A 21,620-nucleotide genomic window follows, 5' to 3' on the forward strand; every position below is an offset into this window, starting at 1 on the left:
CCATGACGACTCGTCCGCGACTCACCCTGCCCCCGCCCCTGGCCTCCCTCGGCTTCCTGCTGTTGCTGCTGGTGCAGGCCTTGGCCCTGGCCGTGGCCACGGCGGGGTCGGCGCACGCGCACGGCGACACGTTGAAGGTGGTGATCACCGGCCAGCGCGAGGGCCGCGTCACCGCCGACGTCATCTGGGAGAACGACGGGGATCCCGTCGAGGAGGCCGTGGCCGCCACCGTCAACGCGGTGAGCGCCGACGGCGGCCGTACGGTCGGCCCCGTGCGGCTGGTCCGCGACGGCGACCGGCCCGGCGGCTGGAGGGCCGCGGAGCCGCTGCCGCCCGGTGCCTGGACGGTGACCGTGGACGTGGGTTTCCCCGCGCTGGGTCACGCGAGCGGCGAGGTCTCCGTCCCGGTGGTCGACCCGGCGCCGACGGCTTCGGCGGTTGGTTCCCCTCCCGCCTCCCCCGTCGCCTCCCCGGCCGCGACGCCGCCCTCCTCCCCCGCCCCGAGCGCCCCGAGCGCCTCGACGGCTCCGGCCGGCGGGTCGGGGGGCAACGCGGGCTGGTGGACGACGGCCGGTGTGGCCGCGATCGCCCTGCTGGGCGCGGCGGCAGGGGTCTTCCTGCGCCGATCGCGCCGCTGACGGAGTGTCGGCCCGCGCCCCGGGGCGCGGGCCGCGCATGGTGGTCCACGACGCGACGGACAGGCACGCACAGGCACGGGGACGACGCATGAAGGCCACGGAAGTACTCGCGGACGGCTTCGGACGCATCCGGGAGGTGGTCCACGAGGTGCTCGACGGGCTCACCGACGAGGAACTCAACGCCCGCCCCGACCCGGCGGCCAATTCCGTCGCCTGGTTGGTCTGGCACCTGACCCGGGTCCAGGACGACCACATCGCCGACGCCGCCGACCTGCCCCAGGTGTGGCGCGAGCAGGGCTGGTCGGACCGCTTCGGCCTCTCGCTGCCGGTGGCGGCCACGGGTTACGGGCAGACCGCCAAACAGGCGGGCGCGGTCCGCGTCGACTCGCCCGAGCCGCTGCTCGGCTACTTCGACGCGGTCCACGAACAGAGCCTGCGCTTCGTCCGCGGCCTGTCCGCCGCCGACCTCGACCGCGTGGTCGACGAACGCTGGGACCCCCCGGTCACCCTCGGCGTCCGCCTCGTCAGCGTCCTCACCGACGACCTCCAACACGCCGGTCAGGCCGCCTACGTACGCGGCCTGACCGAACGCCGCGCGCCGTACGCGTCGACCTAGGTTGGGTCGAGGTATCTGGCGGTGGCGTGGCCGGATTCGGCGGTGAGGTCCAGGGTGCGCGGGGAGGCGGGGTCGCCCAGGGAGTCCGCGACCTCGGAGCGGCCCGCGCCGGCGCTGCTCCGGACGCGGTAGCGGGCCTCCTCGGGGAGGGTCAGCAGCAGGCGGCCGGCGCCGACACGGCCCGTCACCCGGTCCGGCGGGGCTTCGAACGCGGCGTCCGCGCGACCGGAGTCGGCGCGGATCTCGGCCTGCGGGGAGGCGAGGCCGGTGGCGCGCAGCTCGCCGGAGCCGACGTGGGCCCGCAGGGGGCCCCGCAGTGCACTCAGGGTCAGCGTGCCGGAGTCCACCTCCGCGTCGACGGCGCCGTCCAGCCCCGTGACGGACACCTTGCCGGAGCCTCCCGACACCTTGACCGCGATCCCCGCCGGTACGGTCACGGTGAGGCGTACGGAGCAGCCCGGGTCGGTGGCCACGCCGGCGACGGCCGCGCAGCGCGGGGTCAGGCGGAGGGTGTCGCCGTGCCATGTCTGCTCGATGACGGGTTCCCGCACCGTCCAGCCGACGCGGGCCCGGTAGCCGACCAGGCCGTCCCCGCGCGGCGTGACGCTGACCTCCGCCGCGCCGCCGTCGATCTCCACGGCGGTGACCGTCCGCCCGGCGCTGTCCCCGTACAGGGCGCTGCCGCGTACGGCTCCGAAGGCCCGGACCTGCCAGGTGGCGGCTGCGATCACGAGGACGGCGCTCAGCGACGCGGCGCAGTTCCAGGCGAACCGGTGGCGGACCGCTCCGCCGGTCACGGCGTGCCGTCCAGGAAGCGGAGTACCGCGAGGACGCGGCGGTGGGCCTCGGCGGCCGGGGGCAGGTCCAGCTTGGCGAAGATGTTGTTGATGTGCTTGGCGACCGCGCTCTCGCTCACCACGAGTTCGGCGGCGATGGCCGCGTTGGAGCGGCCCTCCGCCATCAGGGCGAGGACCTCGCGTTCGCGCGGGGTGAGCCGTTCCAGCGGATCGAGGCCGCCGCCCCGGCGCAGCAGCAACTGGGCGACGACCTGCGGGTCGAGGGCCGTGCCGCCGCCCGCGACCCGGCGCAGGGCGTCGACGAACTCCTCGACGTCGGCGACGCGTTGCTTCAGGAGGTAGCCGATGCCGGCGCCGGCCCGCGTCGACAGCAGGTCGGCGGCGTAGCGTTCCTCCACGTACTGGGACAGCAGGAGCACCGCCGTGTCCGGGTACTGGCCGCGGATCATCAGCGCGGCGCGGACGCCCTCGTCGGTGAAGCCGGGGGGCATCCGGACGTCCACCAGCGCGAGGTGGGGCCGGTGGTCCTCGACGGCGGCGAGCAGCGCCTCGGCGTCGCCGGTCTCGGCGACCACCTCGAAGCCGGCCATCTCCAGGACTTTGACCAGTCCTATGCGCAGCAGGACGGAGTCCTCGGCGATCACGGCCCGCACGGCAGCTCCACGGTGATGACGGTCGGTCCCCCGAGGGGGCTGTTGATCATTATCGTTCCGTCCACGGACCCCACGCGTTTGCGCAGGCCCACCAGACCGGTGCCGCCCGCCGGGTCGGCGCCGCCGATCCCGTCGTCGGTGACGTCGACGCGCAGCAGGTCCCCCCGCGGACCGGGAACGCGGGCGACACGCACCGAACACCGCCGGGCGCGGGCGTGTTTGGCGACGTTGGCCAGGGCCTCGGAGACCACGAAGTAGGCGACGGCCTCGACGGTGGGGCCGGGCCGGACGGGCAGGTCCACGACGAGTTCCACCGGCAGTGGGGCGCGCGCGGCGATGCCGGAGAGCGCGGCGTCGAGCCCCCGGTCCTCCAGGACGGCCGGGTGCAGGCCGCGTACGAGGTTGTTCAGTTCCTCGATGGCCTCCTTGGCCTCGCGGTGGGCCTCGTCGATGACGGCCTTGGCCTGGGGCGGCAGGTCGGGCAGGGTGGCGCGTGCGATACCGAGGTTCATGGCGAGGGAGACGAGGCGTTGCTGCGCCCCGTCGTGCAGGTCCCGCTCGATGCGGCGCCGTTCGATGTCGGCGGCGTCCAGGACGCCTGCCCGGCTCTGCGCGAGGTCCTCGACGCGCCGCTGGAGTTCGCGGGCCCGGTTGGGGCCGAGGAGGGCGGCGGCCGCGCCGGCGTCGAGCCGGGCCAGGGCCGCCGCCGCCCAGGGGGCGGTGAGCAGCGCGAGGACACCGAGGACGGTCATCAGGTCGGACCGGTTCGCCCAGGCGACGGGGTCGCCGACGGCGCCGTCCTGGGGCAGCGCCCAGGACCAGGCGTACACGGTGGCGCAGGCGGTGGCGCCGGCCAGGACGAGGATCAGTGCGGCGCCCGCGAGCGCGGCGAGGGGACTGACGGCGAGGTGGTACCCGTACTGGCGCCACGTCGACTCGGAGCGCAGCCGTTCCTTGACCCCGGCGGCCGTGGCCCACGGGTGCGCACGGACGACGGGCGGGATGTCGAGGTCGAGCAGCGCGCGGAAGCGGCTGCGCTGAAGGCCCGTCAACAGCGGGCAGAGCGCGACCGCGAGCAGCAGCGGAACGGCGCTGCGGCCGGGCGTGGCGGTCAGGCAGAGGAAGCCCGCCACGAGCGGCAGGGCGGGCGGGATCGCGGCGGCCGTGAACGCCGTGTTGCGTCGGGCCCAGGGGGACCAGGGGGTGTGCGCCACGATCCAGGTGAAGGTACGTCTGGGCGCGCCGGGTTGTGCCATGCCCCCACGGTAGACGGGCTGGTCAGGGGCATGCCATCACGCTGGTACCCGGTCGGGGGTGTACCAGGCACCACCCCCGGTTGGGACCGCTGGGCTACTGATCTTCGCCGGGCCCGGAAGGAGGGTTGAGGGGTGCCCGGAGGACGGACCGCCGGGCCGGAAGGAGAACCCGTCATGGCCCTCGTCGTCCCGCAGTCGCGAGCCCACCGCGTCCCCCGTCTCGCCACCGTGTTCACCGGCGCCGGGGTGGTGTTGCTGCCGTGGATGGTCGTGCTGGCGCGGACGATGCCGCAGACGACGCAGGTGTCCCACTGGGCCACCGCGTGGATCGGCCTGGACGCGATGCTGGCCGTCGGCCTCACGGGGACCGGGTTGCTGCTGCGCAGGCGTGATCCCCGCGCCTCGCCGGTGGCGGCGGCGACGGCCGCGCTGTTGGTGATGGACGCCTGGTTCGACGTCACCACCTCGGCCGGTACGGGCGGTCAGGGCGCGGCGCTGGCCATGGCGTTCGCGGCGGAGTTGCCGCTCGCCGTCGCCTGCGCGGCGGTGGCCGCGCGGCGCGCCGCGTGACGGGGTCAGGGCGGACTCGTCACGCGGCGGCCGGGCGGCCACGCGGGGGTCCGGGCGGCGACGGCGCGGGGGAACGGGCCGCCGCCCGGGGACTCGGGGCGTACTCGACCTACTCGACGACGAGCTCGACGGGGATGTTGCCGCGGGTCGCCTTGGAGTAGGGGCAGACCTCGTGGGCCTTCTTGACCAGCAGCGCGCCGGTGTCGCCCGCCAGGGACTCGGGGAGCTCGACGCGCAGGGTGACGGCCAGGCCGAACCCGCCGCCTTCCTGGCCGATGGAGACCTCGGCGGTGACGGACACCTCGCTCGTGTCGACCTTCTCCTGCCGGCCGACGAGGCCCAGGGCGCTGGAGAAGCACGCGGCGTAGCCGGCGGCGAAGAGCTGCTCGGGGTTGGTGCCCTGGCCGTTGCCGCCGAGCGCCGGGGGCATGGCGAGCGCGAGGTCGAGCTGACCGTCGGAGCTGACGGCGCGGCCCTCGCGGCCGTTGGCGGTGGCGACAGCGGTGTACAGCGCGTCCATGGGAGGTCCTTCCAAAGGGAGGGGAGGGGCGAGCGGGCCACCCGGCCGGTGCGGCCGGACCCACGACCACTACTAGAGCACACAATTCAGTTGTGCACAACTAAATCGCTCACAAGGGGGCTCGGGGTACACTGGGCGACATGACCCAGCAGCCCGCCGACACCCTCCGCGATCAGGACTTCCTCCGCCTCGACGGGCAGATCTGCTTCGCGCTCAACGCGGCGAGCCGCGCCTTCGGCGGGCTCTACCGGGTCGTCCTGAGGGATCTGGGGCTGACCTACCCCCAGTACCTGGTGATGCTGGTGCTCTGGGAGCACGGCACTCTGCCCGTCAAGCAGCTCGGACAGCACCTGCGGCTCGACTCGGGCACGCTCTCGCCCCTGCTCAAGCGCCTGGAGGCGGCGGGCCTGATCCGCCGCGAGCGCAGCACCGAGGACGAGCGCTCCGTGCACGCGGTACTCACGGACGAGGGCGCCGCGCTGCGGGAGCGGGCGGTGGAGGTCCCCCGCAGGATCGCGGCGGCGACGGGCTTCGAGCTGGGCGAGATCCGCGACCTCCAGGAACGGCTGAGCCGCCTCACGGCCGCGCTGGACGCCGCCTCGCCGCAGGACTGAGGCCCCACGCGCCCCGCCGGCGCGTCAGGACGCGTCGTCGCGCTCCATCGAGGGGCGCAGCCGCTCCAGCAGGGCGTAGAGCGTGGCCCTCTCCGCCTCGTCGAGGGCGTCGAGCGCGCCGTGCGTGGCCTGCATCTCCTCGCGTACGCGGCGGATGATGTCGCGCCCGGCGTCGGTCGCCACCACGTTCTTGACGCGACGGTCCACCGCGGAGGGCTCGCGCCGCACCAGCTCGCGCGCCTCCAGTCGATCCACGATCCCGGTGACGTTCGACGCGTCACAGACGAGCAGGGTGGCGAGGCCGCGCATCGGGACGGGCCCCTCCAGCTGGGCGAGGACCCTGGCCTGCGTGGACGTCAGCCCGTACCGGGCGGCCGCGGCCGCGAAGTCGCGCCACTGGGCCGTGCCGATCGCGGCGAGCAGCTCCAGGAGCCGGAGCTTGGTGGGGCCGTGCGGCGCTTGCGTCGAGGTGGTGCTCATGAAACCCGAGCGTACTCCAGGATGCTTGACATTATCAATTGTTTACTTGACCACCTTAACTATTGACGTCTACCTTCGATCGAAGAACTTGAGGACCTCAACCATCCGCGTCCTGAAGCACCCGTAGAAGGTCTTGTCAGCCATGAGCTCCGCCGCAGCCGCCCCCTCCGACGCGAGGAACGGGAACGAGACGGTCATCGTCTTCGCCCTGAGCCTCGCCGCCATGGTCGTGTCGATGATGCAGACCCTGCCCGTACCGATCCTGGGCCTGATCCGCACCGACCTCGGCACCTCCACCGCCAACGTCAGCTGGGTGACCACCGCCACCCTGCTGTCCGCCGCCGTCTTCACCCCGCTCCTCGGTCGCTTCGGCGACCAGCACGGCAAGAAGCCCACGCTGGTGGCCGTCCTCGGTGTGATGGTGGCGGGCTCCGTCGTGGCCGCGCTCGCGACCTCGCTGCCGCTGCTGATCCTGGGCCGGGTCCTCCAGGGCGCCGCGACCGCGATCTTCCCGCTGGCGCTGTCCGTCCTGCGCGAGGAGGTGCGTCCGCAGAAGCTGCCGGGCGCGATGGCGCTGGTCAGCGGCACCCTGGCGTTCGGCAGTGGCCTGGCGCTCGTCGCCACGGGCCTGCTGACCTCGGGCGAGGACGCCGACTACCGGGGTGCCTTCTGGATGGCGACCGGCTTCGCGGCCCTGGCGCTGCTCGCCGTCGTGTTCCTGGTCCCGGCCACCCGCCACAAGACCGGCGGACGCACCGACTTCCTCGGCGCGCTGACCCTCGGCATCGCCCTGTTGCTGCTCCTGCTGCCCATCTCGCAGGGCCACGAGTGGGGCTGGTCCTCCGGCCGCACGCTGGGCGGCTTCGCCGGCGCCGCCGTCATGACGGCGGTCTGGGTGCTGGTCGAGCGCAAGGTGCGCGAGCCGCTCGTCGACATGAAGATGTTCGTCCACCGCCCGGTCCTCATGGCCAACCTGGCCGGCGTCCTCGTCGGCTTCGGGATGTTCGCGAACTTCCTGGGCGTCTCCTACCTCGTCCAGATGCCGCACGCGCTCACCGGCTACGGCTTCGACGCCTCGATCCTGCGCGCCTCCGTGCAGTTCCTGCTGCCCGGCGCGATCGTCTCGCTCCTCGCCTCCCCCGTCGGCGGGCAGTTGGTGCGCCACCGCGGCCCGCGCGTCGCGCTCGGCCTCGCCGCCGCCCTGGGCACCGTCGGCTTCGCCTGGTTGGCGCTGGACCACACCCACACCGCGTCCGTGATCGGCGCCGGGATCGTCGTCGGCGCGGCCGTCAGCTTCGGCTACGCGGCCATGCCCGCCGTGATCATGTCCAGCGTCCCGCACCACCAGAGCGGCATCGCCAACGGCATCAACTCGATCTCCCGCTCCACCGGCAGCGCGATCGGCAGCGCCGTCGTGACGACCATCCTGGCGTCGAAGACCATCGAGCACCTGCCGGCCGGCGTGCCGGCGCTGCCCGCCGAGTCCGCGTTCACCCTCACCTTCTGGATCGGGGCGGCGGCCTTCGCGCTGGTCGCCGTGATCGGCGGCCTCGGCCTGCGCGGCGCGCACGGCCCGCGCGTGGTCGAGAAGTCCACCCCGACCCCGGCCTCCGCCGCGCCCCCCGCCTCCACCCCGGCTCCGGCCCCGGAGCCGGCGGAGGTCGGCTGAAGCCCGTACCGCCCCGCCACGCACCACACGGCGCCGCCCCCGACCGACCCGGTCGGGGGCGGCGCCGTTTTTGCCGCGTTCCACCGGTGTTGGTGATGCGGGGCCTTGCGGAGCCCCGTGGTCCGCGTTGTCGGTGGGGGTCGCTAGTCTCCCCGAATACCGCAGCTCAGCAGCGTCCTTGCGTTGCTTTGGGCTGCCCGCGAACGGTGACGGACAGAGTCGGAGGGGCACGGCTGATGGCTTGGCTGGCGTTGGAAGAGGGGTACGAGGTCTCCCTCGTCGAGGGCCGGGTCACCGCCCGGCGGCCCGGGGGGCGCCAATTGAAGGCGCTGCCCAGGGCGTTGCGCGACCACCCCGAGGTGGATCGGCTGCGCCGGCTCGCCGAGTGGCTCGACCGGCACGAGGCGGCGTGCCTGGCGCAGGTGGACGGCTGGATGGTGTCCTCCCTGCCGGTTCCGACGGCGCTCCTGGCCCGGGTCTGGCCCGACGCGGCCTGGCAGGGCGCGCTGCGCGACCTGGCGATCGTCGGCGAGGACCCGGACGAGGTGGGCTTCCTGCGCGACGTCACCGCCGCCGGCGAGCTGAAGGTGGTCGACCTCGACGGCGAGACCGTACGGCTCTCCCCGCGCACGGTGACCCTGCCCCACCCGGTGCTGCTGCCCGACCTGGACGACGTACGGGAGTTCGCGGCCGAACTGGGGCTGACCCAGCGGGTCGAGCAGATCCACCGGGCGACCTGGGTCAAGCCGGCCGACGTACGGACCGCCGCGACCGAGGTGTCGGACTACGCCGGCGGACAGTTCCCCACCCGGCACAGCCTCGCCGCCCGTGCCACCGGCCTGGGCTACCGGGTCTCGGGCGGCTACGCCACCTGCAAGGTCCGCGACACCGGCCGCGCGGTCGAGGCGGCGGTGTGGATCGGCGAGCCCTACTGGGACGAGGCGACGAGCACCGGCGCACTCAACTGGCACGACGCCGACGGCCGGACGGTACGGCTCGGCGAGGTCGGACCGGTGGCCTGGTCCGAGGGCATGCGCATGGCCGCGGCGCTGTACGCCGGGCGCAAGATCGAGGAGGGCGAGAACGCATGAGCACCAGCACGATCGACACCGACGGCACCACCGACCCGGTCACCACCGACCCGGACACCGGCGGCCTCGACACCGCCGCGCTCCTCGCGGCGGGCGCCGTCCTGCCCGCCGACACCCCCGACGCCGACCCCTCCGCCGTCCCGCTGACCGCCCGGACGTACCGTCACCCGGCGCTCGGGGACGAGCGGGTCGTCGTCCGCCTGGCCGCGGCCGACCTGGGCGCCGCCGAGGACCTCGCCGTCGGGTTCCTGGGGCTCGTCGCGGACGGGGAGCCGGCCGTGGTCGGCCTCGGCCGCCGGGCCGCCCTCGGGTTCCCGGAGTGGGTGCTGGTCCACCACCCCGACGACGGTCACCAGGCCCTCGCCCTCGTCCCCGAGCTGGACCGCATCGCCCGGCAGGCGAAGACCAAGCCCAAGGCCGCGCTCGACACGTGCAACGAGCTGGCCGAACGCCTCGCGGCGTCGCTCCCGCACTTCCTGCCGGTCTTCCACGAGCAGGTCGCCCGCATCTTCCTCGGCGTCGAGAACACCACCTACGCCGCGCAGCTGTTCGGCAAGGCCCGGACGAGCGAGACCCGGTTCGGCCTCGACGTGGACGAGGAACGGCTGGACGCGGTGTTCCTGGAATTCGCCCTGGCCGGGGCCCTGCCCGTGAAGGTCCTCACCGGCTACGGCAAGGAACTTTCCCGGCGGGTCTCCCCCGCCGAGGCCTTCGACCGCTTCCGGCGGCTCTGCGTACGCCGCACCGCGGGCGGTCTCGCGCCGTCCGCGCAGGCCACGACCGAACTGCGGCGGCTGGCGCGGGCGGCGAAGCTCGACGCCGGCGAGGCCGAGCAGGACTACCTGGCCGAACTGCTGCCGCTGCCCGCGACCCCGCGGGCCGCCTCCGGCTGGTGGACCGCGCACCGCGCGCCGCTCGTCGCGCTGGCCCGGCGGGTGCCGTCCGTACGGGGCGTCCTGCTGGGGATGATCCCGCACGGCAGCGGCGGAGCGGGCACGATGACGGAGTTCTGGCTGGAGGTGCTGGAGGAGTCCGGCGCCACCGCGGGCCTGTTCGAAGCCGACGCGCCCGCCGAGGAACGCTCCCCCGACGGCACGGCGGGCTGGCTGGAGCGCTTCCACGCCGCCCGCTACTCCGGTTGGCGCCGGGGCGGCTCCGCTCTGGCTCACCTGCGTCCCCTCGTCGCCCGCTGCGCCGATCGATTGCGGGCCGAACTGGCCCTGCCGGGTCGGGAGAAGGGGCTGAGGCTGGACCTTCGCGATGTCAGCCTCCTCGACCTGCTGCTCTCCCTGGAGCTGCCCGTCACCGTCACCGAAGACCTCACGCGCGGAGTCATGGACCTGGAGCCGTGGCGCACGGACCCCGAGCGCCGCGACCTGGCCGCGCTGTGCGCGGACGAGCGGCTGCGGCCCGCCTTCTTCCGCACCCTGCGCGGCGGCAACGGCGTGTACGACCCGAGCCGCGAGACGGTCCGCCTCCTCGCCGTCTCCCCGGGCAGCACCGCGCTGGTCGCCGACTGGGTCCGCGAGGTGGCCGCCGAGGCGACGGCCGCCGGCCTGCCCGAACTGCCCCACGCGATCAGTCGGTTGGCCGGGCTGCCCGACGAGGCCCTGGCCCTCGCGCCGAAGGAGGTCGCGCGGGCGGCCGCCCTCGACCTGGACGCGGTCCTCGCCCAGACCCTGCGCGGCGGCATGTTCGAGGAGGTGGTCTGGCCCGCGTGGGAGGAGGCGATCTCCCACATGTCACCACGCCGCAGCAACCACCGGCTGACGGTGATGGACGCCTGGCCGTACGTGATCGTGGCCAACTCCGCGCAGGTCCGCGTCATCGGGGCCGATTCCACCGTACTGACGCACGACCTGCGGATCCCGTCGGGCGGCCACCACCGGCCGGGCTTCCACTACACCGACGACGACCTGCTCGTCTTCTGGGCCGACTACCAGGGCGAGGTCAAGGGCTACTGGCTGAGCGCCCCCGACGACGTCCTCACCCTGGAGTCGTCCGCGAACTACTGGTCCGTGCGCGCCGGACACGTGACGCTGCCGCTGCCCACCGGCGGCCGCACCACCGGCCACGGCGTCCTGCACCGCGGCGACAGCCGCATCCCGGCGGAGAGGCCGGTCATCTCGGACGGCACCTCCTACTGGACGTGGGAGCGGGGCGCCGAGGGCGAGCCGTCCGGCTGGGCCGAGTACGACCCCGCCACCGGGTCCGTCGGGCGGCTTTCGCTGCCCGCCTTCCTCGCCGACGCCCTGCGCGACCGTCCACGGGGCAGCACCCTGACCGAAGCCTTCGGCGAGAACTGGCTGCGCCCGACGCCCACCGTCGAGGGCTCGGTGCTGGGCGCCCCCGTCGACGGACTCCTCGGCTGGCGTACCGTACGCGTGCCCGACCAGGGTTGGCACGGCTCCGACCCGGCGGGGCGCTCCGTCACCGTGGGCAAGGGGTACGACGTCCCCCGTCTCGCCCTGACCCTGCCCGGCGACGACCGGCTGCGCGCCGTGTCCTCGAACCGGGGGACGCTGTCCCTGCACGACCCGGAGGGCGTCGTCACCGGTCGGCTCTCCGTCGACCGCAACGCGGCGGGGTACTCCACCGAGGGGGCCGAACTGCCGCCTCTCGCCTACTGGTACTGCCTGCGGGCGCGGGACCCGCAGGGTTCGGCGGTGCTGCGCGCGATGGACTCCGTACGGGCCGGCGCGCTGCTGAAGGCCGCCGCGGCGGAGGAGAAGGCCGAGCGGGTGGCGGACGCCGTGGCGGCGGCCCTGCCCGAGCTCGGCGAGGGCGCCCTGCTGCGCGGTGTGGTCGACCGGGTACGCACCACCCTGCACCAGCGCAAGTCGCTGGCCCGGGTGGCGGCGGCGCTCCGGCCGAAGCCGGTGGCCGCACCGAAGCCCCGGCCCGAGCGCGGGCCGACGGACCGGGTCCTCGACGCCGGCTTGAGCGGTCTGATCGGCGACCGCCCCTACGGCTACGGCTCCGAGGCCGATGCCGCCTTCCAGTACGTGCGGGCCCTCGCGGCGGCCGTCGCCGACACCGCCGCCGAGGCCGTCCCCGGACGGCTGCACATCGACGTCCCCCACACCGCATACGGCAACTTCCCCTGGACGGAGGTGTTCCTGAGCCGGCCCGCCGCCGTCGCCTACCGGGCCGTGGTCACCGGCGTCACCGAGGAGCAGCGGGCGGCGCTGTGCCGGATGCTCGCGGAGGTCGACGCCCTCGGTCTCGCCTCGACCGAGGCCGCGTCCGGGCGTTGGCGCCGGCTGCGCCTGCGCGTGGAGGAGGACGTCCTGCGGGGCGTCGACGGGCGCGAACGCGGCCACGGCGGCAGGCACCGCACCGCGCTGCCCCTCGGCGGCGGCGCCGTGCTCGGGGTGACCGACTTCTTCGAGGGCCCGCCCGGCGGGCGGGACTTCAACGCCCTGCTGCACGACCCGAGCGGCCGCTTCGAGGTGCCCGCGCCCTACACCGGTCGTGTCCTGCCGGGGCGGGCGGGGGTGCCGGGCGATCCGGAGCGCGGCGCCGGCTGGCTGGGCGCGTTCCTGAAGGAGGCCGGCGAGCGGGGCACGGCGCCCTGGTTCCCGGGCGCCGCCGAGGAGTTCACCCGGCTGACCGGGGTCTCCGCCGCCGTGGCGCGGCTGGTCCTCGCGGGTCTGCCGCACCTGTACACGTACGACCGCGGCTTCCCGGCCGCCGAGCTGCGGGAGGCGCTCGGGCTCAAGGCCACGGCCGCCGGGCACGCCCGCGACGAACTGCGGGAACTGCCCGTGGAGGTGTGCCGGGAGCTGGTGGCGGCGCTGCTGCCCGCCGAACCGGCCCGGCTGTGGACGGACGGCCCGGACGTGGCCGCCGCCGCGCTGGTGTGGAACGAGCGCGTGGGACGGCGTACGCCGGTGCCCGAGGTGTTGCTCGCCGACGCCGCGAAGGAGGTCCGCGTACCGTGGCCGCCGCACCGCGCGCTGCCCGCGCTGCTCGGCCCCGACCTCTCCCCCACCCTGTCCCGGGACGTCGATCACCCGCTCGACGGGACGCCGGCGGGGCACCAGGCCCCGGCCGGTAGCGGACGGTCCTTCGACACGCAGACGTTGACCAGCGCCGTGGCCCTCACGGCGTGGCTCGCGCACCGGCTGCCGGCCGGCGACCCGCTGCGGGCCTGCCTGCCGCCCGCGCTCACGGCGGTGCGCCGACGCCTGGCCTTCCCCGGGCTGCTGCTCGGCGTCGGGCACTACGTCGACGTCGTCGGCTTCGGCAAGGCGGCCGGCACCCCGACCGAGAGGGGCGAGGGCTACGAGCGCTTCGGCGCGGTGGTGCTCAACACCCGCAACGGGTACGCCACCGCCGCGGTGCTGCCCGCGCTGCTGGACTCGACCGGCTCCGACCCGTACCTGCCGTTGCTGCGCGGCACGGACCAGGGGCCGACCGGGCCCGAGACGGCGCTGCGCCTCGCGCACGACCCGGCGTTCGCGGCGCTGCTGGCCGACCCGGGCGTGCCGGCGGCGGGCGGGACCGACAAGGACGGCACCTGGTGGCCGCAGGACCCGAGCCGCTCGGTGCCGGAGCTGGTGGCCGAGGTGTCCGCCGCGTACGGGCTGGGCGCGGACGCCGCCGCCCTGTACCTGGCGCTGCTGGCCATGCCCGATCCCACCGACCGGAACACGGCGCGCTGGACCGGCTGGAAGCCGGCCCGGCTGAAGGCGGCCCGCGCCGAACTCGCCGCGAGCGACCTGGTGGTGGAGGCGACGCGTCCGAGGGCCGGACGCTCGCTGTTCCTGCCCGGCGCGTGGGCCGAGCCGCAGGCGCCGGCGCTGCCCGTGGAGACGTGGAAGCTGCCGATGTACGCGATGGCCCCGGGCGGAGCGCCGGTGCTGGGCGCCCTGGTGCCCACCCTGCCCGCCGCGGACCTCTACCGCCGGGCGTGGGAGCGCGTCCGCGAGGGTGACGCGCCGCGCTTCGAGGAGCTGAAGGTCAAGCGCGCGTCAACCCGCCGACGCGGCTGACGGCCCGTACGAACGACACCCCGCCCCACCCACTACCGACCCAGAGGATCAGATGACAACCGTCACCGAACAGCCCGCCCCCGCCCGGCAGGTCATGCCCGCCGAGGAGCGGTACGCCGGCGAACTCGCCTTCCTCGCCGCCCAGGACACCGGCCCCCGGCCGCCCGGCTGGGCGCTCACGCCGCGCGCCGTCGTCACCTTCGTGTGCGGCAGCGAGGGCGAGGAACTGGCCCTGCCCAAGCGTCGCGCCGGCATCCCGTCGAAGCTGGTGATCGCCCCGAAGTTCGTCGGCGAACGCGCCCTGGTGGAGCGGTGCGTGGTCACCCTCGCCGGTGAGCGCGGCCTGCTGCTCACCGGCGAGCCCGGCACCGCCAAGTCGATGCTGTCCGAACTGCTGTCCGCCGCCGTGTGCGGCACCAGCGCGCTGACCGTGCAGGGCACGGCCGGCACCACCGAGGACGCGTTCCGCTACGGCTGGAACTACGCGCTGCTCCTCGCCCAGGGACCCACCTCCCAGGCCTTGGTCGACTCCCCCGTGCTCGCGGCGATGCGTACGGGCCGGGTGGTGCGCGTCGAGGAGATCACCCGCTGTCTGCCCGAGGTGCAGGACGCGCTGGTGTCGATCCTGTCCGACCGGCGGATCAGCGTGCCGGAGCTGACCGGCACCGAGGACGCGCTGGTCGCGGCGGCCCCCGGCTTCACGGTCATCGCCACCGCCAACCTGCGCGACCGGGGGGTTTCGGAGATGTCCGCCGCCCTCAAGCGGCGCTTCAACTTCGAGACGGTCGCGCCGATCGCCGACGCGGACGCGGAGGCCTCGCTGATCCGACGCCAGGCCGTGGCGGCGGTCCAGCGCGCCGGCGCGAGCTTCGGCGTGGACGACGCGGTGCTCGACGCGCTCGTCACCGTCTTCCGGGACCTGCGCTCGGGGCGCAGCGCGGAGGGCTGGGACGTGGAGCGGCCGGGGACGGTCATGTCCACCGCCGAGGCCGTGCAGGTGGCGGCCTCCCTCGGGGTGTCGGCGGCGTACCTGCCGGGCGGGGACGTGCTGGACCTGTTGCCGGGGCACCTGTTGGGCGTCGTACGCAAGGACGACCCGGCCGACCACGGGCGGCTGCTGGGGTACTGGGACGGCCCGGTGCGCCGGCGGGCCGAGGACGGCTCGGCGATGTGGCGGCGGCTGTGGGACCTGCGCGGGAGCCTGCGGTGACGGACACCACCGGCACCGATCCGCAGGGGGCGGTGGACGCGCTCGCCGCGTCGCGCGCGCCGTACCTGCTGGGGGTGCGCCACCACAGTCCCGCGCTGGCGGCGATGGTTCCGGCGCTGCTGGACGCGGCGGAGCCGGACGTGCTGTGCGTGGAGCTGCCCACCGACTTCCAGCGGTGGCTGGTCCATCTGGCCGACCCGCAGACGCTGGCCCCGGTGGCGCTGGCGGGCCTGTCGGCGGAGGGCCGGCCGGCATTCTACCCGTTCGCGGACTTCTCCCCCGAGCTGGCGGCGATCCGCTGGGCGCGGGAGAAGGGCGTGGAGGTCCTGTGCTGTGACCTGCCGCTGGCGGACCGGGGTTGGGCCGCCGGCGAGGCGAGCGCGGGCGCCGGCGCGGGCCGGCGGGCGTTCGCCGAGGGGCTCGCCGCGTCCGGTACCGGTCGCGACGGCGACGACCTGTGGGACCGGGCCGTGGAGGTCCTGGCGCCCGGCTGCTCCGCCGAGGCCGTGCGCCGGGCGGCGCTGGGCGTCGGCTGGGCGCTGCGTACGGACGCGGGCGCCGTCTCGGCGACCGACCTGGCGCGGGAGGCCCACATGCGGGAGGTGATCGCCGCCGCGTCGACGGGCGGCCGCCGCGTGGCGGCCGTGATCGGCGCCTTCCACGCCCCGGCCCTGGCCCCGGCCACCGTCCCGGGCCCCCGCACGCCCCCGGAATCGGCAGCCGCCCCCACCGACGCCCCCGACCCCACCAACGGGGCCGACGCGGCCGGGGCGGCCGGCGAGCCTGGAGTGACCTCCTTCGTGGCGTACTCCTACGATCTGCTCGACTCCCGCTCCGGTTATCCGGCCGGGATTCGGGATCCGTTGTGGCAGCAGGCCGTTTTCGAGGCGGGTGGCGACCCTGAGCGGTTGCGGGAGGCGGCGTCGGTCGCCGTCACCGCCGTCTGCCGGGAGCTGCGCCGCGCCGGGCACACCGCCGGCACCGGCGAGGCCGCCGAGACGTTGCGCCTCGCCTGCGACCTGGCGGCGTTGCGCGGGCTGCCCGCGCCCGGCCGGGGCGAACTGCTCGAAGCCGTCTCGACGGTGCTCGGGCAGGGGGAACTCCTGGGCCGGGGCCGCGCGTTGGCCAGGGCACTGGAGGCCGTACTGGTCGGCGCGGGCCGGGGCCGGACCGCCCCGCACGCCCCGCGCAGCGGCCTCGGCCCCTCCGTCGAGGCGGAGCTGGCCGCGCTGCGGCTGCCGTCACCGGAGAACCCCGCTCCGCGTGAGGTCCGCCTCGACCCGCTGCGCTCCGAGCTCGACGGGCGGCGCGAGGTGCTGCTGCGGCGCCTGCTGGTGTGCGGGGCCTCCTACGGGGAGCCCCTCACCGTCGCCGCCACCGGCGACGGCACCGCCCTCGGCAGCAAGTGGCGCCTGTCCTGGACCCCCGCGGTCCCGGCCCGCCTCGATCTGGCCGGGGTCCGCGGCGTCACCGCCGCCCAGGCGGCCGCCGGGACGCTGCGCGACCACGCGCGCCGCCAGGCGGCCGAAGGCGGCCCGACGGCGGCGCAGATCCTGGCCGGGCTGGACGCCGCGGCGCGGTGCGACCTGCCCGAACTGGTCGACGTACGACTGGAGGAGGTGGCGGCCGTCCTGCCGGACACCGCCACCGTCGCGGAACTCCTCGACGCGGCCGATCTGTTGGAGGGGCTGCACCGGGGCCACCTGCCCGGCGCGGACACCTCGGCCCGGGAGCGCGCGGCCGCGCTCACCGGCGAGCTGATCGACGCCGCCGTACGGTCCCTGCCCGGCCTGGCCGGCAGCGACGACCCCGCCGACGCGCGCGCCCTGGTGGCCCTCGCCGACCGGGCCGCGGCCCGGCGCCTGGGGCTGCGGATGGACGCCTGCCTGTCCGAACTCGCCTCCGGGGCAGTCCGTTGATGCGGGGCGCGGCGCTCGCCGTCCGGGTCCTGCTGGATCTGGATCCGGCGGCCGGGCTGGGTGCGCGCGCCGCCGCCTGGATCGACGGCGCGACCTCCCCGACGGGCGGCGCGCCCTGGGCCGCCGCCTGGCCGGGGTGCTCAGCGCGGCCGGCCCCTGCTCGGGCCTCCCGGCGGCCCTGACGCCGCTGCTGGACCGGGTGGACGACCTGGCGGACGACGCCTTCCTGGAGCGGCTGCCCGCGCTGCGCGGCGCCTTCGACGTCCTGTCGCCGGCCGCCCGCGACCGGCTGTTGGAGACCGTCACCGAGCGGCTGGGCGACCGCGTCGACCTGTCGCTCGACGCGCCGCCCGCGCTGCTGGCCCTGTGGGCCGCCGCCGACGCGGCCGGCCGGGCGGCCCTGAAGGCGCTCCTCCGTCCGCCACGGGCGGGGACGGGTTCGGGGCCGCTCCGGCGGAGCGTCCCGCGGCCCGACCCGCGTCGGGCCGGCGCCCGCGCCCCGCCCCGAACCCCGAGGCGATCGACGGCTCGCGCCCGCCGACCGGTGGCGACTGCTGCTCGGCGGCAGCGCGACCGCCTCCCGCCCGAGGCCGGCCGCTACGCCCGCGCCCTCGACGAGCTGTACGGCGCCGGGCGCGGCGAGGGCTCCGGCGACCTCGACCGCGGCGGCAGCCCCGGCGGGGGCGGCGGCGACGGGCCTTCCTTCCCGACGGCCCGGGAGTGGTCGGCGGAACTGGAGTCCCTCTTCGGCGGCGACGTGCGCGAGGAGGTGCTCGCCGACGCGGCCGAGGCCGGCCGCGGCGATGTGCTGGCGCAGCTCGACCCCGCGTCCGTGCGCCCGTCCGTGGAACTGCTGAGCTCGGTGCTCTCGCTGGCCGGCGGGATGCCGGAGCAACAACTCGCCCGGCTGCGGCCCCTGGTGCGGCGGCTGGTGGACGAGCTGGCCAAGGAGCTGGCGACGCGGCTGCGCCCGACCCTGTCGGGTCTGGCCACGCCGCGTCCGACGCGCCGTTCGGGCGGCCCGCTCGACCTGGCCCGTACCCTGCGGGCCAACCTGGCGCACACCCGGCGGCTGGACGACGGCCGGGTGGTGGTCGTCCCCGAACGGCCGGTGTTCCACACCCGCGCCGCGCGGGAGGCGGACTGGCGGCTGGTCCTGGTGGTGGACGTGTCCGGCTCGATGGAGGCGTCCGTGATCTGGTCGGCGCTGACGGCGGCGGTGCTCGGCGGCGTTCCGACGCTGTCCACGCACTTCCTGGCGTTCTCCACGCAGGTGGTGGACCTGACGGACCGGGTGGACGACCCGCTGTCGCTGCTGTTGGAGGTCCGTGTCGGCGGCGGCACGCACATCGCGGGGGCCCTGGCGCACGCCCGGACCCTGATCACCGTGCCGAGCCGCACGCTGGTCGTCGTGGTCAGCGACTTCGAGGAGGGCGCCCCGCTCGGCGGCCTGCTCGGGGAGGTACGCGCCCTGGCCGCGTCCGGCGCCCATCTGCTGGGCTGCGCCGCCCTCGACGACGCGGGCGCGCCCCGCTATTCGGTGCCGGTGGCGCGGCAGCTCGTGGCGGCCGGCATGCCGGTGGCCGCCCTCAGCCCTCTCGCCCTCGCCCGCTGGGTGGGCGACCGACTCCGTGGGGAGCCCCGTTGAACAGCATCAGCGCCGAGTCCGGGGCGGGTACCGGGGTGCTGCCTCCGGTCGCCCCCGAGGTGCTCGCCGAGGCCGTGGAGAACCTGAGCGCCCGGCTGCGCAAGAAGCTCGACGCGGCGATCGCTCAGTGCGAGGCGCGTGCGGTGGCCGGGGACGACGGGAGCGTCACCGTCCGCTTCGGTGAGGACGCGCTCGTCACACTGCGACCCGGCCCGACAGGGGTGATCGCACGGGCCGAGGAGGCCGACTGCGCCTGCCTGTTGGCGCCGCGCTGTCTGCACCGGGCGGCGGTGCTGGGCGCGGCCCCGCTCGCGGACGCGGGCGCGGTGGCGACGCCGGAGCCGGAGCCCGTCGTCGACCGTGCTTCCTCGCACTCCGACGCCCCACCGCCGCCGCAGGAGGCTCCGGTGCTCGCCCCGGATCAGGTGCGGGCCGGCGCGGCCCTGTGGGCGGTCGCCGCCGAGGCGCTCGCCGCCGGGGTGAGCGCCGGGGCGCGGTGGTCCAGGCGGAGCTGCTGCGGGCCGCGCACAGCGCCCGTCTGGCGGGACTGCCGCGCGCGGAGGCGGCGGCCCTGCGGGTCGTACGGGGCCTGCGCGCGGCCCGCGAGCGGGCCGCCGGTCAGCGGCTCACCGACCTCACGGCGGCGTTCGGCGAACTCCTCACCACCGCCGCGTGGGTGGCCTCCGGAGCGGTCACCGGGGGCGGTCGCCGGGCCTACGCGGCCGGGGGCAGCCTCCTGGTGCACGGCCTGTGCCGGGAGCCGGTGTTGACCGCCACCGGCTACGGGGGCGTCGTCACCCACCTGCTCGGCGCCGACGGCTCCCCCTACACGGTGTCCGACGTCCGACCGGGCGGCCTGGCCCGCGCCCGCGGGGCGGCGAACGCCTCCGTGACCCTCGGCGGAGCCGTGCTCGACCATGCGGGGCTCTCGCGCGCGGGGCTGCGTATCGTCGGCGCGACGGTGTCCGCCGACGGCCGGCTCGGTTCGGGGCGCGGCGTGCGGGCCACACCCGCGCCGGGGCTGTCCTGGGCGCAGGAGCCCGTTCGGGCGCTCTTCGCCCGCCCGGCCGCCGAGGCCGTGTCGGCGGCACTGGCCGAGGCGGCCACCGAGCCCGGCGCCGAGCCGGGTCTGCTGGGCTGCGACGTGGAGGTCGTCGGCGCGGCGGGCGCGGACCTCCTGGTCCGGGAGCTGTCGCCGGACGGCGCCGTACGTCCCGACGCGCCGCTGCTGCGGCTGCGCCCGGCGCACCCGCACCCGGAGCTGGCCCACACCGCGAACCTGCGCCGCCTGGCCGGATGTCCGGGGCTGGCGGTGCGCGTCCTGGGCCGCCCGGACCTGGACCGGGCCGGCACGCTGAGCCCGCTGGCGGTGGGGCCGGTGCCCGGGGCGGCGTACACGCTGCGGCTCCCGCAGGAGTGGCTGGGTCGGGCCGACCTCGGCTACGACCGCCTCCAGGGCGGCCACTTCGAGGGCGAGGCGCCCGCGCGGCCGGGCCTGCCCGCCGAGCCGGGCCCGACCCGCTGGCCGACTCCCGCTGTGGCGGTGCGGCGGCTGCTGGAGGCGGGGTCGCGGGCGGGCGGCGGGCGGTGGCGGAGTCGGCCCGGGGCCGGAGCCGCTGTCGTCGTACGGGCCGCTGCGCCGGGCCGGCTTCGGGGCGGCGGCCGAACTGGCGGCGGCGCTGGTCGCGGAGGCGGACCGGCGCTCCCGGGACGGCTTCGGGCGGCTCACCGAGGCCTCGGCCGACGGTTACGCCCGCCGGTGGCTGGAGGCGTTCACGCACCTGACGGCGGCGCAGCGGTCGTTGGTCGCCGCGACCTGGGCCTGATCGGCCCGGTGCGCGGTTGGATGTCCGGATATGGGTAACCTTCAGCGGAACGGTGTCCGAATCTCCTCGGGGTGGGGTCATGGGTCGTCAGTCAGGGGTGCGCGGCGCGGTGGTGGCCGTGGCACTGGTGCTCGGTGTCGGTGGGTGCGCGGGCTCGGGCACGTCGGAGAACGGCAAGGCGAACGGGAAACCGGAGGCCAAGCCTCCGGCGAGCACGACCCCCTCGACCGCCTCGTCTCCCGCCCCGTCCGGGGCGAACGGGAACCCGCCCTCGGGTGACGTGTTGCCCGGCATGGTCGCGGTGGCGGTGGCCCGGACGCAGTTGGCGGCGCTGCCGGTCGCCAAGCCGGGCACGATGGCCGGCTACAGTCGGGACAAGTTCACGCACTGGGCGGAGCAGGGCGACAAGTGCGACACCCGTGAGGTCGTCCTCAAGCGCGACGGCGCGGAGGTCGGTCGGGACGCGGAGTGCCGCGCCGTGTCGGGCCGTTGGAAGAGCCTGTACGACGGGGCGGAGATCGACGAGGCGGCGAAGTTGGACATCGACCACATGGTGCCGCTGGCCGAGGCCTGGCGTTCGGGCGCCGCCGGATGGGACGCGGCGAAGCGCAAGGCCTTCGCCAACGACCTGACCCGGCCGCAGCTTCTGGCGGTGTCGGCGTCCTCGAACCGTTCCAAGGGCGACCAGAGTCCCGACCTGTGGCAGCCGACCGACAGGTCGAGCTGGTGCCTGTACGGGCGCGCCTGGACCACGGTGAAGTCCCAGTACGGCCTGACCGTCACCGAGGCGGAGCGGACGAAGCTGACCGTGATGCTCGACACGTGCGCCGCGTCATGAGCGCGCCCCGACAGTGGCAGGACGAGGTCCTCGCGGGGCCCGGCGGGGCGATGACCGACGAGGTCGGGGTGATCACGGGCCCGTTGACGCTGCGTACGACGGCCCACCCCGACGGGTCGGTCCGCTTCGCGATCCAGTACACCGACGCGGACGAGTGGTACACGCTGACCGGCAGTCCGGTGGCGTCCGGCGACCCGTACGCGCTCCACCGGGCCGCCCTCGACGCGGTCCGCGCGGGCGGCGGCGCCGGGGTTCCCGCCCCGCCCGCCCGGTGACGC

18 protein-coding genes are annotated in these 21,620 nt (G+C 75.8%); 13 read left to right on the forward strand and 5 right to left on the reverse strand.

Annotated features, from left to right (window positions below; genetic code table 11):
• The first annotated feature begins 2 nt into the window (after nucleotides 1–2).
• Together M4D82_RS03505 and M4D82_RS03510 are read left to right on the forward strand one after the other, a co-directional pair.
• Nucleotides 3–638: a hypothetical protein gene (locus tag M4D82_RS03505; RefSeq protein WP_249764614.1), complete on the forward strand. Its 636-nt coding sequence runs from the start codon at nucleotides 3–5 to the stop codon at nucleotides 636–638.
• An 88-nt stretch (nucleotides 639–726) separates the two neighbouring features.
• Nucleotides 727–1,254, forward strand: coding sequence for a mycothiol transferase (locus M4D82_RS03510; RefSeq protein WP_249764615.1), 528 nt, complete (start codon nucleotides 727–729; stop codon nucleotides 1,252–1,254).
• Here M4D82_RS03510 and M4D82_RS03515 read toward each other — a convergent pair.
• Genes M4D82_RS03515 through M4D82_RS03525 form a run of 3 tightly spaced genes read right to left on the reverse strand, consistent with a single transcriptional unit; the run spans nucleotide 1,251 to nucleotide 3,960 of the window.
• Entirely contained in the window at nucleotides 1,251–2,051 is an 801-nt protein-coding gene (locus M4D82_RS03515; RefSeq protein ID WP_249764616.1) for a DUF4097 family beta strand repeat-containing protein, read from the reverse strand. The genes M4D82_RS03510 and M4D82_RS03515 overlap by 4 nt on opposite strands.
• Nucleotides 2,048–2,704, reverse strand: coding sequence for a response regulator transcription factor (locus M4D82_RS03520; protein WP_249764617.1), 657 nt, complete (start codon nucleotides 2,702–2,704; stop codon nucleotides 2,048–2,050). The genes M4D82_RS03515 and M4D82_RS03520 overlap by 4 nt, the downstream gene beginning before the upstream one ends.
• Nucleotides 2,692–3,960 carry a sensor histidine kinase gene (locus tag M4D82_RS03525; RefSeq protein ID WP_249764618.1) on the reverse strand — a complete coding sequence of 423 codons (1,269 nt, stop codon included), beginning with the start codon at nucleotides 3,958–3,960 and terminating at the stop codon, nucleotides 2,692–2,694. Before M4D82_RS03525 ends, M4D82_RS03520 begins: the two co-directional genes overlap by 13 nt.
• Before the next feature lie 174 nt (nucleotides 3,961–4,134).
• Between M4D82_RS03525 and M4D82_RS03530 the strand changes: the two genes are divergently transcribed.
• Complete coding sequence (locus M4D82_RS03530) at nucleotides 4,135–4,530, forward strand: hypothetical protein (protein WP_249764619.1); 396 nt, start codon at nucleotides 4,135–4,137, stop codon at nucleotides 4,528–4,530.
• Between the two features lie 109 nt (nucleotides 4,531–4,639).
• Here the strand turns inward: M4D82_RS03530 and M4D82_RS03535 are convergent, their stop codons facing one another.
• Nucleotides 4,640–5,050, reverse strand: a complete 411-nt coding sequence (locus tag M4D82_RS03535; RefSeq protein ID WP_249764620.1) for an organic hydroperoxide resistance protein — start codon at nucleotides 5,048–5,050, stop codon at nucleotides 4,640–4,642.
• A 140-nt stretch (nucleotides 5,051–5,190) separates the two neighbouring features.
• Here M4D82_RS03535 and M4D82_RS03540 point away from each other — a divergent pair, with 140 nt between their 5' ends.
• On the forward strand, nucleotides 5,191–5,664 hold the full coding sequence (locus tag M4D82_RS03540; protein ID WP_249764621.1) for a MarR family winged helix-turn-helix transcriptional regulator: 474 nt from the start codon (nucleotides 5,191–5,193) through the stop codon (nucleotides 5,662–5,664).
• Nucleotides 5,665–5,688: 24 nt separating this feature from the next.
• Here M4D82_RS03540 and M4D82_RS03545 read toward each other — a convergent pair whose 3' ends face one another.
• Complete coding sequence (locus tag M4D82_RS03545) at nucleotides 5,689–6,144, reverse strand: MarR family winged helix-turn-helix transcriptional regulator (RefSeq protein WP_249764622.1); 456 nt, start codon at nucleotides 6,142–6,144, stop codon at nucleotides 5,689–5,691.
• A 142-nt stretch (nucleotides 6,145–6,286) separates the two neighbouring features.
• Here M4D82_RS03545 and M4D82_RS03550 point away from each other — a divergent pair, with 142 nt between their 5' ends.
• The 9 genes from M4D82_RS03550 (at nucleotide 6,287) to M4D82_RS03590 (ending at nucleotide 21,617) form a co-directional block, all read left to right on the forward strand.
• Nucleotides 6,287–7,813 (forward strand): MFS transporter, encoded by a 1,527-nt coding sequence (locus M4D82_RS03550; protein ID WP_249764623.1) that lies wholly within the window; start codon nucleotides 6,287–6,289, stop codon nucleotides 7,811–7,813.
• Between the two features lie 236 nt (nucleotides 7,814–8,049).
• Nucleotides 8,050–8,904 (forward strand): DUF4132 domain-containing protein, encoded by an 855-nt coding sequence (locus tag M4D82_RS03555; RefSeq protein ID WP_249764624.1) that lies wholly within the window; start codon nucleotides 8,050–8,052, stop codon nucleotides 8,902–8,904.
• Complete coding sequence (locus tag M4D82_RS03560; protein WP_249764625.1) at nucleotides 8,901–13,901, forward strand: PDDEXK family nuclease; 5,001 nt, start codon at nucleotides 8,901–8,903, stop codon at nucleotides 13,899–13,901. Before M4D82_RS03555 ends, M4D82_RS03560 begins: the two co-directional genes overlap by 4 nt.
• A gap of 52 nt (nucleotides 13,902–13,953) precedes the next feature.
• Complete coding sequence (locus M4D82_RS03565) at nucleotides 13,954–15,111, forward strand: ATP-binding protein (RefSeq protein ID WP_249764626.1); 1,158 nt, start codon at nucleotides 13,954–13,956, stop codon at nucleotides 15,109–15,111.
• A complete protein-coding gene (locus M4D82_RS03570; RefSeq protein ID WP_283844441.1) occupies nucleotides 15,108–17,030 on the forward strand; it encodes a DUF5682 family protein in 1,923 nt (640 codons plus the stop codon). The genes M4D82_RS03565 and M4D82_RS03570 overlap by 4 nt, the downstream gene beginning before the upstream one ends.
• 136 nt (nucleotides 17,031–17,166) lie before the next feature.
• Entirely contained in the window at nucleotides 17,167–18,678 is a 1,512-nt protein-coding gene (locus M4D82_RS33995; RefSeq protein WP_283844442.1) for a DUF5682 family protein, read from the forward strand.
• A gap of 496 nt (nucleotides 18,679–19,174) precedes the next feature.
• Complete coding sequence (locus M4D82_RS34000; RefSeq protein WP_349637039.1) at nucleotides 19,175–20,542, forward strand: hypothetical protein; 1,368 nt, start codon at nucleotides 19,175–19,177, stop codon at nucleotides 20,540–20,542.
• A 41-nt stretch (nucleotides 20,543–20,583) separates the two neighbouring features.
• Nucleotides 20,584–21,342, forward strand: a complete 759-nt coding sequence (locus M4D82_RS03585) for an HNH endonuclease family protein (protein WP_249764627.1) — start codon at nucleotides 20,584–20,586, stop codon at nucleotides 21,340–21,342.
• Complete coding sequence (locus tag M4D82_RS03590) at nucleotides 21,339–21,617, forward strand: hypothetical protein (RefSeq protein WP_249771417.1); 279 nt, start codon at nucleotides 21,339–21,341, stop codon at nucleotides 21,615–21,617. The genes M4D82_RS03585 and M4D82_RS03590 overlap by 4 nt, the downstream gene beginning before the upstream one ends.
• The last annotated feature ends 3 nt before the right edge of the window (nucleotides 21,618–21,620 follow it).

The sequence above is a fragment of the Streptomyces sp. RerS4 genome (assembly GCF_023515955.1).
Lineage (GTDB): Bacteria > Actinomycetota > Actinomycetes > Streptomycetales > Streptomycetaceae > Streptomyces.

Bases quoted from the DNA above. Each gene is read 5' to 3' on its own strand.
- M4D82_RS03505 (WP_249764614.1), top strand. From the start codon at position 3: ATGACGACTCGTCCGCGACTCACCCTGCCCCCGCCCCTGGCCTCCCTC.
- M4D82_RS03510 (WP_249764615.1), top strand. From the start codon at position 727: ATGAAGGCCACGGAAGTACTCGCGGACGGCTTCGGACGCATCCGGGAG.
- M4D82_RS03525 (WP_249764618.1), bottom strand. From the start codon at position 3,960: ATGGCACAACCCGGCGCGCCCAGACGTACCTTCACCTGGATCGTGGCG.
- M4D82_RS03530 (WP_249764619.1), top strand. From the start codon at position 4,135: ATGGCCCTCGTCGTCCCGCAGTCGCGAGCCCACCGCGTCCCCCGTCTC.
- M4D82_RS03535 (WP_249764620.1), bottom strand. From the start codon at position 5,050: ATGGACGCGCTGTACACCGCTGTCGCCACCGCCAACGGCCGCGAGGGC.
- M4D82_RS03540 (WP_249764621.1), top strand. From the start codon at position 5,191: ATGACCCAGCAGCCCGCCGACACCCTCCGCGATCAGGACTTCCTCCGC.
- M4D82_RS03545 (WP_249764622.1), bottom strand. From the start codon at position 6,144: ATGAGCACCACCTCGACGCAAGCGCCGCACGGCCCCACCAAGCTCCGG.
- M4D82_RS03550 (WP_249764623.1), top strand. From the start codon at position 6,287: ATGAGCTCCGCCGCAGCCGCCCCCTCCGACGCGAGGAACGGGAACGAG.
- M4D82_RS03555 (WP_249764624.1), top strand. From the start codon at position 8,050: ATGGCTTGGCTGGCGTTGGAAGAGGGGTACGAGGTCTCCCTCGTCGAG.
- M4D82_RS03560 (WP_249764625.1), top strand. From the start codon at position 8,901: ATGAGCACCAGCACGATCGACACCGACGGCACCACCGACCCGGTCACC.
- M4D82_RS03565 (WP_249764626.1), top strand. From the start codon at position 13,954: ATGACAACCGTCACCGAACAGCCCGCCCCCGCCCGGCAGGTCATGCCC.
- M4D82_RS03585 (WP_249764627.1), top strand. From the start codon at position 20,584: ATGGGTCGTCAGTCAGGGGTGCGCGGCGCGGTGGTGGCCGTGGCACTG.
- M4D82_RS03590 (WP_249771417.1), top strand. From the start codon at position 21,339: ATGAGCGCGCCCCGACAGTGGCAGGACGAGGTCCTCGCGGGGCCCGGC.